Source organism: Streptomyces sp. WZ-12, assembly GCF_028898845.1.
Taxonomy (GTDB): Bacteria; Actinomycetota; Actinomycetes; order Streptomycetales; family Streptomycetaceae; genus Streptomyces.
Genome location: NZ_CP118574.1, coordinates 3,821,386 through 3,838,279, shown reverse-complemented (window position 1 = coordinate 3,838,279; position 16,894 = coordinate 3,821,386). Strand labels below are relative to the sequence as shown.

Sequence of the window (16,894 nt, the reverse complement as noted above, 5' to 3'; positions counted from 1 at the left end):
AAGATGGGGACGGCAGTCGGCCCGTGACCGACTGCCGTCCGGTCGAGTCTCTTTCGGCGCCGGTGCGGTTACGCGGCTGCGCCGGCAGCTCGCGGTCCGTACCGGTCACCCCGGTGATGCCCCGCCAGGGCAGGGGCCACGCGACGGTCTACGCCCATGGAGGGTCGGTCCACGGGTACGGGCCGTCGCGCAGGGCGCGCCGCGACGGCCTGAAGACGGACACGATAACTTCCGGTGTCCAAGGGCCACAGTGGGCCGGGCCATGATTTTGGCGGGTTCATCAGCAGCGGGGAAGCGTGACGTCCGGCACACTGGGCGATTTGCTGACGGGAGGGTTACGTCCCGGCGACGAGGGGCAGACTTCCGGCCCACCCGGCTGCCCGTCAACGGGCCGATGCTGCAAGATGAGGCCGTGCATCCCGCCGATATGCCTTCCGCCGACACCCCCGACCCGTCCTCGATGCGCGCGCACTACCGCGCCGAGGGCATCACCGAGTCCGAGCTCGCCGCGAGCCCCTACGACCAGTTCGCCCGCTGGTTCAAGGACGCGGCCGTGGCCGGTCTGCACGAGCCGAACGCCATGGTCGTCTCGACGGCGGACGCCGCCGGCCGGCCCAGCTCAAGGACCGTGCTGCTGAAGGCATTCGACGAGCGCGGCTTCGTCTTCTTCACCAACTACACCAGCCGCAAAGGCCGGGACCTGGCCGCGAACCCGCACCTGTCGCTGCTGTTCCCCTGGCACCCGTTGGCCCGTCAGGTCATCGTGACCGGCACCGCCGAGCGCATCGGCCGGGACGAGACCGCCGCCTACTTCCGCACCCGCCCGCACGGCTCCCAACTGGGTGCCTGGGCCAGCGACCAGTCCGCGCCGATCGCCTCCCGCGACGAACTGGAGCGCTCCTACGCGCAGTTGGCGGCCCGTTACCCGGAGGGCGAGCAGGTGCCGGCGCCACCGCACTGGGGCGGTTACCGCGTCACCCCGGAGGCGATCGAGTTCTGGCAGGGGCGGCTCAACCGCCTGCACGACCGGCTGCGGTACGCCCGCGAGGGCGCGCCCGAGGCCGGCCAGTGGCGGGTGGAGCGCCTCGCGCCCTGAGGGGCGAGTGGTGGTGCGGCGCCGGTCGGGGCCGCACACGCAGACGACCCGCGGGCTGTCTCCTCCGCGCTCGGTGGCGCGAAGGGCCGGTCGGACGAACCGGCAGCCCGCGGGTCGGGTGACTGCTTGGGATTGGGCCGGCTGAGCGCATCTGCAGTATGCGCTGATCCGGCGCTGCACTTCGGTGAAGCGTCGGGCTGCTAGCCCGCAGCCACCTCACGCGTCCGGTGCGAAATCATCTGCCGAACCACCTCCCTTCTCGTGTACCCCATACGTTAGGAACCGCCCCGTCCCGGCACAACAGGTTTTTTCTCGGGGTGCTTGCGGGGTGCTTCCGGGTCCCTTTCGGGACGGTATCCGGGGCTGTTTTCCGGGCCGGTTCTTTGCGGGGGCGGGGCCCGGTGGGCGGCGATTTCCGGGAAAGGGGTGTGTTCCACGTCACGTTCCAGTTGAATGTCCCCACGTGGAGCACGTGCGGCCGCGTTCGTAAGGGGTGCCAGTGACTGCCTCGTCAGCTTCTTCGGCCTCGTCGGCCTCGTCGCCGCAACAGCCTGCGTCCGCCGGCCCGCCCGGCCCACGGGTGCCGGGGCAGGCCACCTCCGGACCCCCGGGCGCCGGGCCCGAACAACCTCCGGACGCCGACGACTCCGGGCTGCTCGCCGCCCTCCTGGACGGCATGGACGCCGCCCTGATGGCCTTCGCCGCCGACGGGACGGTCACGCACTGGAACCACGAGGCCGAGCGCATCCTGGGCTGGACCACCGAGGAGGCGGTCGGCCGCAGCGGCCTCACGGGCTGGGCGGTGCGCACGGAGGACGCCGACGGCGTGCGGTCCGCGCTGACCGCCACGATGCGCGCCGCCGGCCGCCAGGTGCACGACTTCACCCTGCTCGCCAAGGACGGCCACCGCGTCCTGGTCCGCACCCAGTCCTCGGCGGTGCGCGCCCCCGACGGCCGGGTCGTCGGGGCCTACTGCGCCTTCAGCGAGTCGCACACCCAACTCGACCTGGAACGCGCGGTGGCGCTCAGCGAGGCGCTCTTCGAGGAGGCGCCCTGGGGCGTGGTGCTGATCGACGCCGACCTGCGCCCCGCGGTCGTCAACGCACACGCCGCCCGCGCCTTCGGAACGGGCCGTACGGCGCTGCTGGGCCGCCCGTTGGGCGACGTCCTGGTGCAGGGCGTCGAGGAGTTGGAGAGCGCCCTGACGCACGTCCTGGCCGAGGGGCCGCCGCCGGCCGTCGCCGAGCTGTGGGTGACCCTGCGGGAGGGCGAGGGCGAACTCCCGCGCCGGTGCTGGCGCAGCGGCTTCGTCCGGCTCTCCTCGCCGCTGGCGGAGGAGCCCGTTCCGCTCGGCGTCGCCTGGCTCTTCCAGGACGTCACCGACGCCAAACGGGCCGAGCAGGACGGTTCCCTGCTGCGCTTCCGGGCCCACCAACTGCACCGCGCGGGCCGGGCCGCCGCCGAGTGCCCGGACCCGGCCGAGGCCGCGGCGGTCCACCTCGACTTCGCGCTGGCCGGCTTCGCCGACCACGCCCTGGTCGACCTCGTCCACACCTCGACCCCGGCCCCGTACGGGGCGGTGGAAGCGGACGCCGAGTGGGACGCGGAACCGTCGCCCACCGGGGGCGGCCCCGACGGCGCCGCCCCGGAAGGGGCCGGGCCCCCGCGGCTGGTGCGGGTGCTGGCCTCCCCGGCGGGCGAGCCCGGCCCCTCGGAGGCGGTCCCGGCCACCGGCATCCCGGTGGCGTACGCGCCCAACCACCCGGCGCTCCAGGCGTACGGCCGGCGCGGCTCCGTACGGGCCAGCGCCGGCCCGGCCCCGGCCGACGGCTGGGCGGCCGCCCGCAATTGGCCGGACGGCACGGTGCACGGGCTGTGTGTGGTGCTCCGCAGCCGCGGCCGCACCCTGGGGGTCGCCACCTTCCTGCGGGCCCCCGCGCGCCGCCCCTTCGACCGCCCGGACGCCGACTACGCCGAGGAGGTCGCCGCCCGCATCGCCGCCGCCCTGGACCTCGCGGGGGCGGGCGGGGCATGAGGGCGGACGGGGCGGTGGTGACGGGGCGGGCGCCCGTTGGAGGCTCAGTGCCGGTAGAAGATCCGGTCCGCGTACTCCCGCATCACCCGGCCGTTCCACTCGTGCCCGCCGTCCACGTTCCCGGAGCGCAGCAGCGGGGGCTGGTCCCCCCGCTCGGCCAGCGCGCCGGCCGCCGTCGCCACCACGGCCTGCATGATCGCGCTGGTGACGACCGTCGAGGCGGGCGCGAACGGCGCGTCGATGCCGGGCAGCGTCAGCTCCGCGTCGCCGACCGGGATCCGGCTGTCCAGGACGATGTCGCAGTGGTCCTTGAGGTAAGTCCCGGAGGAGTGCCGGGACTTGGTGGCGTCGGCGTAGGCCACCGAGGTCAGGCCGATGACCTTGATGCCCAGGGCCCGCGCGTTGATCGCCATCTCCACCGGGAGCGCGTTCCGCCCGGAGAGCGAGATGATCACCAGCACGTCGCCGCGCTCCAGCGGGCTGGTGTCCAGCACCGCGCCGGCCAGCCCGTCGACCCGCTCCAGCGCGCTGCCCAGCGTCGCCGGCCGGACGTCGACCCCGACGACCCCGGGGACGGACAGCAGGTTCATGATCGCCAGCCCGCCGGCGCGGTACACGGTGTCCTGGGCCGGCAGCGAGGAGTGGCCGGCCCCGAAGGAGAAGACCCGGCCGCCGGCGGCCACGGTGTCCGCGATCAGCCGCCCGGCGGCCGTGATCCGGTCGCCCTCGGCGTCGCGGACCTGCCGCAGCAGGTCGATCGCGGCGTCGAAGTACCGCCCGGCCAGCCCCTCGCTCCGGTCGCTCTCAGCCATTGCCGCGGGCCCCTCTCGTCGCGTCTGGATGGGATCCCCGGCGGGATCCGTGGCGGGCCGTCACCGGCCCGTCACCGGCGCGCCGCCGCCTCGTGGCGCAGTGGCCCGGATCACGTTGCGGTCTGTACCAGTGCGCTGTCAATACGCCGGGCAATGCACCCGTTGAACCGGCCCGCAAGGGTCCGCTGGGCGGACGAGGAGACACCGATGTCAGTGGGATGCGTCAGAATTGAATCCAGGGCCACCGCACGACATATCGAGGGGCACGCATGTCCGGACTGATCGACACCACGGAGATGTATCTCCGCACCATCCTCGAACTGGAAGAGGAGGGTGTGGTCCCCATGCGCGCCCGCATCGCGGAGCGGCTGGAACAGAGCGGCCCGACGGTCAGCCAGACCGTGGCCCGCATGGAGCGAGACGGCCTGCTGACGGTTGCGGGCGACCGACACCTGGAGCTGACCGAGGAGGGCCGCCGGCTGGCGACGCGGGTGATGCGCAAGCACCGCCTCGCCGAGTGCCTGCTGGTCGACGTCATCGGCCTGGAGTGGGAGCAGGTGCACGCCGAGGCGTGCCGCTGGGAGCACGTGATGAGCGAGGCGGTCGAGCGCCGCGTCGTGGAGCTGCTCCGCCACCCCACCGAGTCCCCGTACGGCAACCCGATCCCGGGCCTGGAGGAGCTGGGCGAGAAGGCCGAGGCCGACCCGTTCCTGGACGCCGGCATGGTGAGCCTGATGGATCTGGACGCCGGCGCCGACGGCAAGACGGCCGTGGTGCGCCGGATCGGCGAGCCCATCCAGGCCGACGCCCAGCTCATGTACACGCTGCGGCGGGCCGGGGTGCAGCCGGGCGCGGTGGTCAGCGTGACGGAGTCCCCGGCCGGGGTGCTGGTCGGCAGCAGCGGCGAGGCCGCCGAGCTGGACGCCGAGATCGCCCAACACGTCTTCGTCGCCAAGCGCTGACGCCCCCGCGGCCCCAGGCGCCCCGCGGCCGGCGGCCCGTGCGCGGCACCGGCCGCCTACGCTCCGCACCGCCAGCCGACCACTCCCGCGAGCCCGCTGAACTGCGCCGATGCGCAGGCCGGCGGGCTCGTTCATGGGGTGTCAACTCCGGTGGCGATGAACGGTCTTGTGCGAATCCGTGCGGATCGGCCGGTCTCGTGTCACCCTGGCGCTGACGCATGGCCATGCGTCGTCACTCCCGCGTGATGCGTCGACGGCCGAGGGGGCTCGGATGCGTCCACCGAGATCGGTCGGGGACGGTCAGGGCCCCGGCGCTGCGAGCCGCCGGGGCCCTGCCTCCCCATGTCCCCCCACCGTGACCCGGAGCCCCGAGCTCTCAGGGTCGTTCCCCACGGGCCCCCTTCCCGGTAGGGCCCGCCTCCCGGCAGATGTCTCCCCGTGGTGGCCGTGGCCAATCACGCAGCAAGGTCACTCGAAAGTGGGGAGTTCGGCGCGGAAGCGATCTATTCGAATCTAGGTTCGATAATGTGGGGTGTGCGGGGCTGGCCAGGGGATGATTGGGGGTGCCAGGGCACATGGTGCGGCGTATCGATGTGACGGGGGCCGGCGGCGTACGGCTCGCGGCCTGGGAGTTCACCGACCCGCCCAAGGGTGGCGGGCTGGAGGACGGCGGGCGGCGGCCCGGCGTGCTGTTGCTCCACGGGCTGATGGGCCGCGCCTCCCACTGGGCGCACACCGCGCGTCAGTTAGGCGCGACGCACCGCGCGGTCGCCCTCGACCAGCGCGGCCACGGCCGCAGCGACAAGCCCGCCGAGGGCCCGCTCGACCGCACCGCGTACGTCGACGACGCCATCGCCGCCATCGAGCAACTCGGGCTGCCCCCCGTCGCGTTGGTGGGCCATGCCATGGGTGCCCTGACGGCCTGGCAGGTGGCGGCCCGGCGGCCGGACTTGGTCAGCGCGCTGGTGATCTGCGACATGCGGGCCTCGGCGCTCGGCGCGGCCTCGCAGCGCGAGTGGTCGGAGTGGTTCCGCTCCTGGCCGGTGCCGTTCGCCACCCTCGCGGACGTCCGCAAGTGGTTCGGGGAGGACGATCCGGTGCTGGAGCGCCCCCGGCCGGCCCGCGGGGAGTTCTTCGCCGAGGTGATGGCCGAGCGCGCCGACGGCTGGCGCCCGGTCTTCTCCCGCCGCCAGATGCTCCGCGCCCGCGAGACCTGGGTGTGCGATGCGCACTGGGAGGAGCTGGCCCAGGTCGGCTGCCCCGCCCTCGTCGTGCGCGGTCTCGACGCCGAGTTGGGCCGCGCCGAGGCCCAGGAGATGGTCCGGGTGCTGTCACACGGCGAGTACGCCGAGATCCCCGACGCCGGCCATCTGCTGCCCTGGGAGCGGCCCGACGCCTGGCACCGCACGATCGAGCCATTCCTCCGCTCGGCGGCGGCCCGTCCCTGAGGCCGACGGCCCGTACGCCGGCGTGCCCCTCGGGGCCGCCCCTGCGGGCCGTTCACTCCGCCCGGCCGGCCCCGTCGAACTTCCAGGCCAGCGGCTTGGCGGCGCCCTCGCCGCTCCAGCGGACCTCAAGCGCCTTGGTGCCCGCGGGAATCATGTAGGTCCGACAGATGACGTGACTCTCGCCGACCTGCCAGTTGTCGATGTCGATCGGGTCCTCGCACCCGGGGAGGTCCGCCGGAGCCGCGATGAGCAGCCCGCCGCGCTGCCCGTCCGCGTAGATCTCGGCGCCGTCGTCCACCTTCGCCAACCCCTTGACGACGCCCGGGCCCTTGTTGGTGAACTTCACATAGGCGGTGGCGGCGATCAGGCCCTTGGCGTTCGCCGGGTCCTGCACCATCCTCTTCGTCTCGTCCTCGGTCCCGATGTGGACCTGCTGCGCCACGACGTCGTACGTCGTCTTCCCGGACTCTTCCCTGTACTGCCCGGTGCCGCTCTGCCCCGGCCGCTGCGCCCCGCCGCCGGCCGTCCCGGTCGGCTCCGCGCCGGTCTGCGGCGCGGCGTCCGCCGAGTTGGTCCCGCCGGCCGGTCCGGAACCGGCGGACGGCGCCGCCGCGTTCTTCTTCCCGCCGCAGGCGGTCAGCGCCAGCGCCAATGCGGCGACCGGCGCGGCGGCGCGCAGCCATGCGGTCCTTGAGTGCAGCACAACGCTCCCTGGTCCTTGCTTCCCCCGTTTCACAGCACCGTTGCCCAGTGCTCGCGAACGGCTGTGTGAGCGGAGCATAGGAGCGCGATTTCATCCGTGTCGAAACGCGGAAGACGCCTGCGCGCCGCTTTCCGTTCGCCCACTGCGGGAGCGTCCCGGAGCATTCCCCGCAATCCCTGCAAAATGACTTCCGGGTTCCGTCGCCAACCCCGCCCAATTACGGGTGAATTCACCGGCATTGCGAGCTGACGCGCCGTCGGATGGCAATCCCCGGATAAAACTTTGACCGCGGAGCCGCCCTTGGCCGGGGCGGGGTGGTTGACGGCCATGGGGTGGGGCGGGTGAGTAGGTTCCGCTCCGCATCGGGCCCCGCTGTCCGGTGGTGGAGGTCGTAGAGGTGGGGAGGGGATCGGCCACGGCGTCTCAAGGCCCTTGGCGCAGCCGTCAGTTCGGCGTGCGGGTGAGGTCGTCGTGTGGGAGGCGGGCGATGGGGCGGCCGGTCGCCGTGGCGCGCGCCCCGGCCGGGCGGGGCGGTTCTGGCGTCCGGTGGGCCCGTGGTGTCGGCTCCGGGACGGGACGGGGCACGGTGGTCGGGGTGGTGCGGGCGGCGCCGGGCATGGGGGCTCCAGGGAGGAGAACGCAGTGGGGGCGCCGGCCCGTTGAACGGCCGGCACCCCCACACCCTGGGACCTCAACCGAACCTGATGTCCATGCCGTTCGGTCGGCCCCTACGGAGCCCTCGCGTCACCCCTTGCTGACCGCCGCCAGGATCTCCGGCAGCCGGGCCGCCGCCCGGGGCGCCGCCACCCGCAGGCCCAGCGCCGCGATGCCCACGCCGTAGACCGCGCCGGCCGGGATCAGCACCCACAACAGGTGCGCAGAGCCGGCCACATGGAGCCAGACCATCAGGCCCGCCAGCGGCGAGACCAGCACGGCGGCCGTCAGGAAGCCGGCCAGCAGGCTGATCCAGGCGATCCCGGCCTGGCCGGGCGCCACGTTCTTGTTGCCCTCGGACGGGATGGAGTACGGGAACAGCGTGGAGGCCATGGCGCCCGTGGCGACCAGCGCGCCCAGGAGGCCCAGCGAGATGCCGTAGACGTCAGGGAAGGCCGACCAGGGGCCGAGGAGGGCGGCGGAGCCGACGACGACCAGCGTGACGTACGGGACGGCCACCAGCGCCAGGCTCAACGCCCGGGCGCGCAGCTCCTCGTGGGCGTCCCGGGGGGAGGCGATCGTCGAGGCCACCATCCAGAACGCCGAGGTGTCCTGCCCGAACTGGTTGTACATCTGCATGCCGAGCAGGGCGGACGCCGAGAAGGAGGTGTAGATGGTGCCGTTGCCCTGGGCGGCGGTGATGATCGGCACCATCAGGCCGATGCCCAGCGCCATCGCCCAGGACATCTTCGACTTCGGGTCGCGCCAGGCGTAGCGCAGCGTGCGCAGCATGACGGTGCCGGTGCGGCCTTCGGGCAGCAGTCGGGCGAGGCCGCGCTCCCCGTCGCCGGACCGGCGCGCGCCGTCCTTGTCGACGGCCTGGAGGGTGGAGGAGTCCGGCGAGGTCATCAGGGTGGTCAGGGTCCGCTGCCACCACCACAGGAGCAGCACCAGGGCCAGCACCGTCAGGGCCAGGCCGGCCGCGGCGCGCCCGTAGGAGCCGTGCCCGGCGTCGTCCACGGCGGAGAGCGCGGAGGCCGGCGGTATCCAGCGCAGCACCTCGCCCACCGGCTCCAGGGCGGCCAGGCCGCCGGCGCGGCCCAGCCGCTGCCCGGCGACGTTGACGACCTGGGCGCCCAGGGCGATGAACAGGCCGCTCAGCACGGCGAGATCGCGGCCCCGGCGGCTGGTCAACAGCCGCGTCGAGGCGGCGGCGACGGCCCGCGCCAGTGTGACGCAGACCAGCACCACCAGGACGACGGCCAGCACGCCGACGACCGCGGCGGCGGCGCCGTTCGCGACCGCCACGACGGAGCTGGCCACCAGGGCGAGCGTCGTCAACGGGCCGACGCCCACCAGCGACGTCACCAGCAGCGCGCGGATCAGCTGGCGGGGCCGCAGCGGCAGCATCACCAGGCGGGTCGGGTCGAGAGTCTCGTCGCCCGTGGGGAAGAACAGCGGCATCACCGCCCAGCCCAGGGTGAGCATGCCGGTGAGGAGGACGACGAGCGCCGCGGCGTGCGGATTGCCGCGCAGCGCCACCAGGGCGATCACGACCGCGGCGGCCACTACCAGTCCGCCGAGGGCCGAGATGATGAAGGCCGCGGTACGCCCGGGCGACTGGCGCAGGCCGTTGCGCAGCAGCGTCAGCTTGAGCCGGATGAAGACCGGGACCAGGGAGGAGGGGGTGGCGAGGGCGGTCTCGGTGCTCATCGGGCGCCGCCGCCCAGCCAGTCGAGGTCCTGCCCGGTGCGGCGGCCGTTGGCGCCGACCAGTTCGAGGAACGCGTCCTGGAGCGAGGGGGCGTCGCCGCGCACCGCGGCCAGCGGGCCCTGTGCGCGGATCCGGCCGGCGGCCATCACCGCGACCCAGTCGCAGAGCGACTCGACCAGCTCCATCACATGGCTGGAGAAGATCACCGTGGCGCCGGAGGAGGTGTAGCGCTCCAGGACGCCGCGGATGGTCTGCGCCGACACCGGGTCGACGCCCTCGAACGGCTCGTCCAGGAAGAGGATTTCCGGGTTGTGCAGCAGCGCGGCGGCCAGGCCGATCTTCTTGCGCATGCCGGTGGAGTAGTCCACGACCATCTTGTGCTGCGAGCCGGACAGGTCGAGCACGTCCAGGAGTTGACCGGCGCGCTTGTCCACCTCGGCGCCGGGCAGGCCGCGCAACCTGCCTATGTAGGCGAGGAGTTCGCGCCCGGAGAGGCGCTCGAAGAGGCGCAGCCCCTCGGGCAGTACACCGATCCGGGACTTGACCGCCACCGGGTCCCGCCAGACGTCGTGCCCGCCGATCTCGACGAGCCCGGAGTCCGGCCGCAGCAGGCCGGTCACCATGGAGAGGGTGGTGGTCTTGCCGGCGCCGTTGGGGCCGACCAGGCCGATGAAGTGTCCTGCGGGCAGGGTCAGATCGATGCCGTGGACCGCGGTCTGTTCGCCGAAGCGTTTCCACAGGCCCTCGATGCGGACCGCGGGCGGTCCGGCCACGGCCCCCTCCTGGGTCGCGGCCGACCCGTCCTGCCTTTGCGTGATGTCCGGTTCGCTGGCCACGGCCTGCCCTTCGACGTCCCCGCAGGGGCCTGGTCATGACCCCCGTCTGGCAACCCACGATACGGGCAGGCTCTGACAGCCCCCTTCGCGCCGTCGTCAGCGGGTGCGGAGCGCCGCCGCGTCGCGGGCGCAGGCGTACGCGAGCGGACTGATCAACTCCTCGGCGTCCGGCAGCCAGCGGTTGCTGGCGGTGGGGCGGCGCGCCCACTGGATCGCGCCGTGCGGGCCCACCCGGGTCGGCGGCGCGGCGATGTACTCGCCCTCGCCGCGGCAGATCAGGTCGAGGGCGGCCGGCGTCCAGCCGAGGTTCCGGACCATGTCCGGGACCTTGGCTGCGGCGCCGGGCAGAACGAGGAAGAGCATCCGGCGGTCGGGGGTGCGGGTCACCGGGCCCAGCGTCACGCCCAGTCGCTCCATACGGGCCAGCGCCAGGCAGCCCGCCATCTCGGGCACGTCGAGTGCCTCGAACGTCCGGCCCGTGGGCAGCAGGATCGACGCCCGCGGCTGCTTGCTCCACATCCGCCGCACGGCGGTGGCGCTGCCGCTGGCCTGGTTGGCCCAGCCGGGGGCGGTCGGATGGGCCCCGGGCGAGGGGCAGTTGGCGGCGTCGCACGAGCAGCGCGGCAGCTCGCCCTCGTGCTCCAGCCATGCGCCGGGGAACACCTCCCAATGGCGTTCCTCGGCGTAACGCACCGCAGTGTCGATGAATTGCTCGCCGCGCTGTTTGGGGATCTGCGGGGCTCCTGTGACTCCGATGGTCTCTTCCACGCAGAGGACAACTCCCCTTGTCACCAAGGGTTACGGCCGAATGGGTGACGGCCCCGGCGCATCGTTCCGACACGTGGGGCGCATGGATGCACTAGTGGGGGCGCGTGTGCGGATGGGGTCCGGGAAGCGGGTAGCCACTTGCGTGACGGGCGGACGGACCGCCCGGCGGACGGCCGCGGAGCACCAGGGGAGCCCTGCGCCGCGGCGCCGCGACCGGTGCACGGACACCGCGCGCCACCCCTCCTCGTAGACACAGCCCTCCGCGGCGCGGACCTGGGGGCGGCCGCGCTTCGCACGACGACGCACGGGCATCGCGCGCATCGCACGTATCCCGGGCATCCACTGCGAAGCACGCCCTCCGGGTTCGTACCGCGCATATCCCGGATGTCTCGGATATCCCAGATATATGCGGGGAATTGATCGCGGGGACGGCGTTCGCCGGTGAACGCGCAGCAGCAGTACAGGGGGTACACACCATGGCCGCCAGGCCACTCGTCGCGCGCCAGCCCAATGAGCGGCTGCAAGCGCTGATTCAGGAAGCCGGCTGTTCCAACGCGGGGTTGGCCCGCCGCGTCAACATGTGCGGCGCGGAGCACGGTCTCGACCTGCGTTACGACAAGACCTCGGTGGCCCGTTGGCTGCGCGGGCAGCAGCCGCGCGGCCGTGCGCCCGCCATCATCGCCGAGGCACTGGGTCGCAAACTGGCCCGCACGGTCACCATCGACGAAATCGGGATGGCCGACGGGAAGAACCTCGCGTCCGGGGTGGGGCTGCAGTTCTCGCCGACCGTCCTAGGGGCCATCGAGCAGGTCTGCGAGCTGTGGCGCAGCGACGTCGGGCGGCGGGACTTCCTCAGCGGGTCCACCGTCGCCGCCTCCGCGCTGGTCGAGCCCAGCCGGGACTGGCTGATCACCGGTGCGGATTCCCAGGTGTCCCGCAACGCCGGTGCCAGAGTGGGTGTTTCGGACGTGGCGGCCGTACGGGCGATGACCTCGGCGCTCAGTGAACTGGACCACCGCTTCGGCTCCGGGCACGTCCGGCCCGTCGTCGTGCACTACCTCAACAGCGTGGTCTCCGGACTGCTGGCGGGGTCGTACCGGGAGGCGGTCGGGCGGGAACTCTTCGCCGCCGTCGCCCGGTTGACGGAACTGGGCGGCTACATGGCCGTCGACACCGGCCAACCGGGCCTGGCGCAGCGCTACTACATCCAGGCCCTGCGGCTCGCACAGGCGGCCGGCGACCGCGGCTACGGCGGCTACGTCCTCGCCGCCAGCATGAGCCACCTGGCCGCCTCGTTGGGCAATCCGCGGGAGATCTCGCAGCTCGCGCGGGCCGCCCAGGAGGGCGCGCGGGGCATGGTCACCCCCAGGGCCGAGGCGATGTTCTTCGCCGCGGAGGCGCGCGGGCACGCCCTGATGGGCGACACCCGGGCCTTCCAGGCGGTGGCGGGGCGGGCGGTCTCCGCGATGGAGCGCGCCGAGGCGGCCACCGGCACCGGCGACGACCCGGCGTGGATCGCCCACTTCGACCCGGCCTACCTGGCGGACGAACTGTCGCACTGCCACCGGGACTTGGGGCAACCGGCGCCGGCCGCGCAGCGCGCCCAGGAGGCGCTCGACGGGCATCCGGCGGCCCGCGCGCGGCGCCGCGCCATCGGGTTGGTGCTGCTGGCCACCGCCCAGGTGCAGCAGCGGGAGGTCGAGTTGGCCTGCCATACGGGAACGAGGGCGGTCGAGTTGCTGAACGGGCTGCGCTCGGACCGCGGTGCGGAATACCTGGACGACTTCCGGCAGCGCCTGGAGCCGTATCAGGACGAACCCGTCGTAAGGGAATTCGCCGCCCGGATGGAACTGCGCGCCGTCGCGGCGTGAGCAACGCCTCATCAGGCGCCGCGGTGAGCCCTCGCGGCGAGGGACGAAAACGGGCGGAAGGGAGTACCGGTCGAAGGGTGTTCCACCGTGTGCTGCCGGGGGCGGGCCGGAATTCCGGCCCGCCCCCGGCGCGTTCTGCTGGGCCGGCAGCGGGGGCCGCCGGTGGCCGGTGCGGTGACCTGGACGCATGTCGAACGTTGCCGCGAACCGGTAGCGTGCAGCCGACGATTCCGTAGGTCTGCACGATGGTAGGAGTCCCGGTGACGCAGAGCGGACAGGGTCACGACCCGCAGGATCCTGCGGCCGGCCCGGCCAGAGAGGGCATAGTGCTGCCCGCCGGCGGCGGCGACGCATGGCCGCCCGACCAGCAGGCCGCGCCGCCCGCCGGGCAGCCGTGGGGCCAGCCCTGGGGGCCCGGCCAGCAGCCGCCGCCCGCACCGCAGGGCCCCGGGCAGCCCGACGCGGCCCCGGGCGGGCCGCAGCCGCACGGCCAGGCCCCGTCGTACGGCTACCCGGCCGCGCCCCAGGCGCCCGCCGCGCCGCAGCAGGGCTCCCCGCCGCCCTTCCCGGGGCCCTCGCCGACGCCGCCCATGCCGGCCGCGCCGCCCCCGATGCCGCCCCAGGTGGGCCCGCCGGCCGCCGGCCCGATGCCGCCCAACGCGTCGGCCGCCGAGGCCACCGCGATCCTCTCCTTCGGCGGCCAGGGAGGGCGGCGGCCCGGCCCCTCCGGTGAACTGGTCCGCGCGACCCCGCAGGCCGGCGCCCCGCTGCCGCCCGTGGCCGGCGACGACGCCACCACCCTCCTGCCCCCCGTCACCGGCGGGCCCGGCGCCCCCGGTGGCGCTCCGCTGCCGCCCGAGTCGGCCGCCGCGCAACACCGGGACGCGGCCACGCAGATGCTGCGCCCCATCAAGGCGCACCAGGGGCCGCCGCGTTCGGCCCAACCCATGCCGCAGTCCCAGCCGATGTCCGGCGCCGGCATGGACCAGGCCACGCAGTTGATCCCGCCGATCAGCGGCGCCGGCGGTCCCGTTGGCGCCGGTGTGCCCACCCCGCCGCCCGGTGCGCAGTTCGGTGCCCAACCGGGCGTGCCCGGCGGCCGGTCGACCCCCGCCGAGTTCGACGGCCTGTTCCGCGACGGACCGGCCGCCCCGGCCGCACCCGCCCCCGACGCCACCGCGCAACTGCCGCGCTTCGGCGACGCCGGCCACCCGCCGTACGGCCAACAGCCCGCCCCCGGAGGCCCGTTCGTCCCCGGTGGCGGCCAGGAGCAGCACGTCCCCTACGAGGAGAGCGGCGGCGGGCGCCGCAAGATACCCGCGGCCGTCGTCATCGGCGCCATCGTGGTGGCGCTGGCCGGCGTCGGCCTCGGTGTCGGCTGGGCGCTCAGCGGCGGCAGCGGCGATGACACCGCCCAGAAGAAGCAGCAGGACACCGGCACCAGTACGGCCAAGTCGACCAAGGACGGCGAGACCAAGCCGGCCGACGACCCGGCCGCCGGCCAGGCCAAGGGCCTGGACGCCCTGCTCGCCGACAGCAACAACAGCCGCTCGGCGGTCATCGGCGCCGTACAGAACATCAAGAGCTGCACCAACCTCGGCGGCGCGGCGGGCGACCTGCGGTCCGCCGCTGGCCAGCGCAACGACCTGGTCAAGCGGCTCCAGCAGCTCCCCGTGGACAAGATCCCCAACAGCGGTGAGCTGACCGCCGCGCTCACCACGGCCTGGAAGTCCTCGGCCGACGCCGACAACCACTACGCGGCCTGGGCCGACAAGGCCGCCGGCAAGGGCGGTTGCGACAAGGGCCACGCCAAGGGCGGCAAGGAAGCCTCCCAGGGGAACACCTCCAGCGGCGCGGCCACCAAGGCCAAGCAGCAGGCCGCCGGCCTGTGGAACCCGATCGCCGAGAAGTACGGCCTCCGGAAGCACGGCCCCGAACAGCTGTGAAACCGGGCCGGGGGCTTGCCCCGTAGGCGGCCGGGCAGCGTCAGCCGTCGTCGGTGCGCCGCTGCTCCAGCGTCCGGGTCACGTCGACGAACCCCTCCTGGGCGGCGACCAGTTCGCCGTGCCGGACGACCTGGTACGTCACGTCCGCGTTGACGATCCGGGGGAAGTCGGCGACGGCCAGCATGTCGTCGTCGCGCCAGCGCAGGTCGGGCGTCAGGCCGCCGGTGTCGACGGACTGGTCGCCGCGGTCCAGGGCGGATTGCAGCGCGTGCGCGGTGATGTCCGGGACGCCCGAGGCGGCCAACTGCCGGATCACCGCGCTCAGTACGGTGTAGGCGATCCAGGTCGTCTGGACGCCCTGATCGGCCGGGTCGATGCGGCTGTCGTCGAACGCCTCCTGGTCGATCACCCGGCGCATCGGCAGCCAGCGCGGATCGCTGGGGACCGGGTACCAGCCGGTGACGTCCGCGCCCTCCAACGGGCCGGAGTCGCCGCCGCTGCGGTTGACCATCGACTGGTCGACGCTGCCCAATACGGAGCCGACCTGGACCTTGGGGCGGGACTCCTGGAGGCGCCGGAAGGAGTCGAAGAAGGTGTCGGTGTGGTCGCCCAGTGAGGCGGCCACGCAGGAACCGGGCGCCGCGCCGCCGGTCTTCGCCGTCCCGTACACCGCGGAGTCCGCGCCCGCCGCCTTCAGGGCGGCGGTCACCTCGTCCGTGTAATCGGTGGCGGCCTCGGGCGCCCTGACGTCCGCAGCCCCGCCCCGACCCCCGCTGTTGAGACCCGCGTTGAGCAGCCCCGGCATCTGGTCGCCCTGGATCGTGTCCGGCCGGACCAGCGCCACCCGTCGGCAGTCGCCCGCCAACTGGCGGCCGTTGCCGGCCAGGAGGGCGGCCTGACCGCCGTTGACGGGGTAGGAGAGCGGGCTGGCGAACTCCTCGGCGGAGGCGCCGTACCCGCCGATGTACGGGATGCCCGCCGCTTCGAGCGGCGACATGAACGAGCGCCCCCACTGGCTGTACGAGCCGACCACGGCCACCGCCCCGCCCCGCACCGCGCGCTGGGCGCACCGCGCGGCCTGCGCCGAGTCGTTCTGCTCGTTGCAGGTGAGGACCTTCAACGGGTGGCCGGCTATCCCGCCGCGGGAGTTGACCCAGCGGGCGTACGCCTGCGCCATCGCCGGCATCCCGGGCATGTTGGTGGTCTTGGTGCCCTCGGGCGCCCAGGTCATCACCGTGACCGGCTCCTTCTCCCCGGAACCGGCGCCGGGGAGGGAGCCGCAGCCGGACAGCAGCGACGCGATGACCGCCGTGCACGCCGCCGCGACGGTCGCGGAAGCGCGGGGAGAGGGGCGGGGGGAGGAGCGTCGCCGTCCGGTCATGAGCCCGCAGCCTTCCGCTCCGGCCGGAACGGGTGCGTGACACCGCGGCAACGGATGGTGACGCTGCGGTGAACTCCGGGGGGCCGATCGAGATCAATCGGGAGGAACGTACGATCGCTTGCTGTGCAAGGTTCGGAGAAGTCTTCCCGTCGCGGCCGTCGCTCGACCACCATGGGCGGTATGCCGCTCTCTGACATGCCATGGTGGCGCTGGCGCAGCAACGTCCGCTCCGCGCTGCACATGCTCTCCGACCCCGCCTTCCAGCAGCACACCTGGCTGGCCGGCCGTCCCGGCTACGGAGACGTCACCGACGCCGTCTACCGGCTCGTCGAGGACACCTGGTTGGACAACTGGTCCGCCGAGAAGTACATCGGCACGATCTTCCGGGACGCCCAGGAGGCGCAGTTGGTCGACGCGGCCGTCCTGCGGGTGCTGCGGATCATGCACCAGGTAGGGGCGGACGCCCCGGTCACCGCCTACATAGAGCACCCCGGTTGGCCCGACGCCGTACGGGCCGCCCGCGAGGCGCACGTCCACCTGGCCACCGCGGACGGCGAGGACCCGGCCACCGCCCCGCACTCCCTCGAAGCGCTGGCCGCCGCCCTGTCCGGCACGCTGGGGGCCCCGGCGTGACCGGTGTCCCGGCCGCCGCGGTCGGAGCGACCTCGC

14 protein-coding genes are annotated in these 16,894 nt (G+C 73.7%); 7 read left to right on the top strand and 7 right to left on the bottom strand.

Annotated features, from left to right (window positions below; all coding sequences use genetic code 11):
- The first annotated feature begins 394 nt into the window (after nucleotides 1–394).
- A complete protein-coding gene (gene pdxH, locus PV796_RS16110; protein WP_274913879.1) occupies nucleotides 395–1,096 on the top strand; it encodes a pyridoxamine 5'-phosphate oxidase in 702 nt (233 codons plus the stop codon).
- A gap of 499 nt (nucleotides 1,097–1,595) precedes the next feature.
- Entirely contained in the window at nucleotides 1,596–3,131 is a 1,536-nt protein-coding gene (locus PV796_RS16105) for a PAS domain-containing protein (RefSeq protein WP_376569732.1), read from the top strand.
- 44 nt (nucleotides 3,132–3,175) lie between these two features.
- On the opposite strand, the gene PV796_RS16100 is transcribed toward PV796_RS16105, so the two are convergent.
- On the bottom strand, nucleotides 3,176–3,943 hold the full coding sequence (locus PV796_RS16100) for an SIS domain-containing protein (protein ID WP_274913878.1): 768 nt from the start codon (nucleotides 3,941–3,943) through the stop codon (nucleotides 3,176–3,178).
- 269 nt (nucleotides 3,944–4,212) lie between these two features.
- On the opposite strand from PV796_RS16100, the gene PV796_RS16095 reads away from it, so the two are divergent.
- On the top strand, nucleotides 4,213–4,905 hold the full coding sequence (locus PV796_RS16095) for a metal-dependent transcriptional regulator (protein WP_274913877.1): 693 nt from the start codon (nucleotides 4,213–4,215) through the stop codon (nucleotides 4,903–4,905).
- 575 nt (nucleotides 4,906–5,480) lie between these two features.
- A complete protein-coding gene (locus PV796_RS16090; RefSeq protein WP_274913875.1) occupies nucleotides 5,481–6,353 on the top strand; it encodes an alpha/beta fold hydrolase in 873 nt (290 codons plus the stop codon).
- 52 nt (nucleotides 6,354–6,405) lie between these two features.
- On the opposite strand, the gene PV796_RS16085 is transcribed toward PV796_RS16090, so the two are convergent.
- From PV796_RS16085 to PV796_RS16065, 5 genes are all read right to left on the bottom strand, one after another.
- Entirely contained in the window at nucleotides 6,406–7,056 is a 651-nt protein-coding gene (locus PV796_RS16085; RefSeq protein WP_274913874.1) for a hypothetical protein, read from the bottom strand.
- Nucleotides 7,057–7,500: 444 nt separating this feature from the next.
- A complete protein-coding gene (locus PV796_RS16080) occupies nucleotides 7,501–7,674 on the bottom strand; it encodes a hypothetical protein (RefSeq protein WP_274913872.1) in 174 nt (57 codons plus the stop codon).
- A gap of 126 nt (nucleotides 7,675–7,800) precedes the next feature.
- Nucleotides 7,801–9,423 (bottom strand): transporter, encoded by a 1,623-nt coding sequence (locus PV796_RS16075; protein WP_274913871.1) that lies wholly within the window; start codon nucleotides 9,421–9,423, stop codon nucleotides 7,801–7,803.
- Nucleotides 9,420–10,259, bottom strand: a complete 840-nt coding sequence (locus tag PV796_RS16070) for an ABC transporter ATP-binding protein (RefSeq protein WP_376569727.1) — start codon at nucleotides 10,257–10,259, stop codon at nucleotides 9,420–9,422. The genes PV796_RS16075 and PV796_RS16070 overlap by 4 nt, the downstream gene beginning before the upstream one ends.
- Nucleotides 10,260–10,355: 96 nt before the next feature.
- Nucleotides 10,356–11,027: a bifunctional DNA primase/polymerase gene (locus PV796_RS16065; RefSeq protein ID WP_274913870.1), complete on the bottom strand. Its 672-nt coding sequence runs from the start codon at nucleotides 11,025–11,027 to the stop codon at nucleotides 10,356–10,358.
- 476 nt (nucleotides 11,028–11,503) lie between these two features.
- Between PV796_RS16065 and PV796_RS16060 the strand changes: the two genes are divergently transcribed.
- Nucleotides 11,504–12,898 carry a transcriptional regulator gene (locus PV796_RS16060; protein WP_274913868.1) on the top strand — a complete coding sequence of 465 codons (1,395 nt, stop codon included), beginning with the start codon at nucleotides 11,504–11,506 and terminating at the stop codon, nucleotides 12,896–12,898.
- Nucleotides 12,899–13,158: 260 nt separating this feature from the next.
- Nucleotides 13,159–14,844 (top strand): hypothetical protein, encoded by a 1,686-nt coding sequence (locus tag PV796_RS16055; RefSeq protein ID WP_274913867.1) that lies wholly within the window; start codon nucleotides 13,159–13,161, stop codon nucleotides 14,842–14,844.
- A gap of 40 nt (nucleotides 14,845–14,884) precedes the next feature.
- Here the strand turns inward: PV796_RS16055 and PV796_RS16050 are convergent, their stop codons facing one another.
- Complete coding sequence (locus tag PV796_RS16050; RefSeq protein ID WP_274913865.1) at nucleotides 14,885–16,225, bottom strand: ABC transporter substrate-binding protein; 1,341 nt, start codon at nucleotides 16,223–16,225, stop codon at nucleotides 14,885–14,887.
- A 171-nt stretch (nucleotides 16,226–16,396) separates the two neighbouring features.
- On the opposite strand from PV796_RS16050, the gene PV796_RS16045 reads away from it, so the two are divergent.
- A complete protein-coding gene (locus tag PV796_RS16045; protein ID WP_274919052.1) occupies nucleotides 16,397–16,858 on the top strand; it encodes an SCO4402 family protein in 462 nt (153 codons plus the stop codon).
- Nucleotides 16,859–16,894 lie beyond the last annotated feature (36 nt).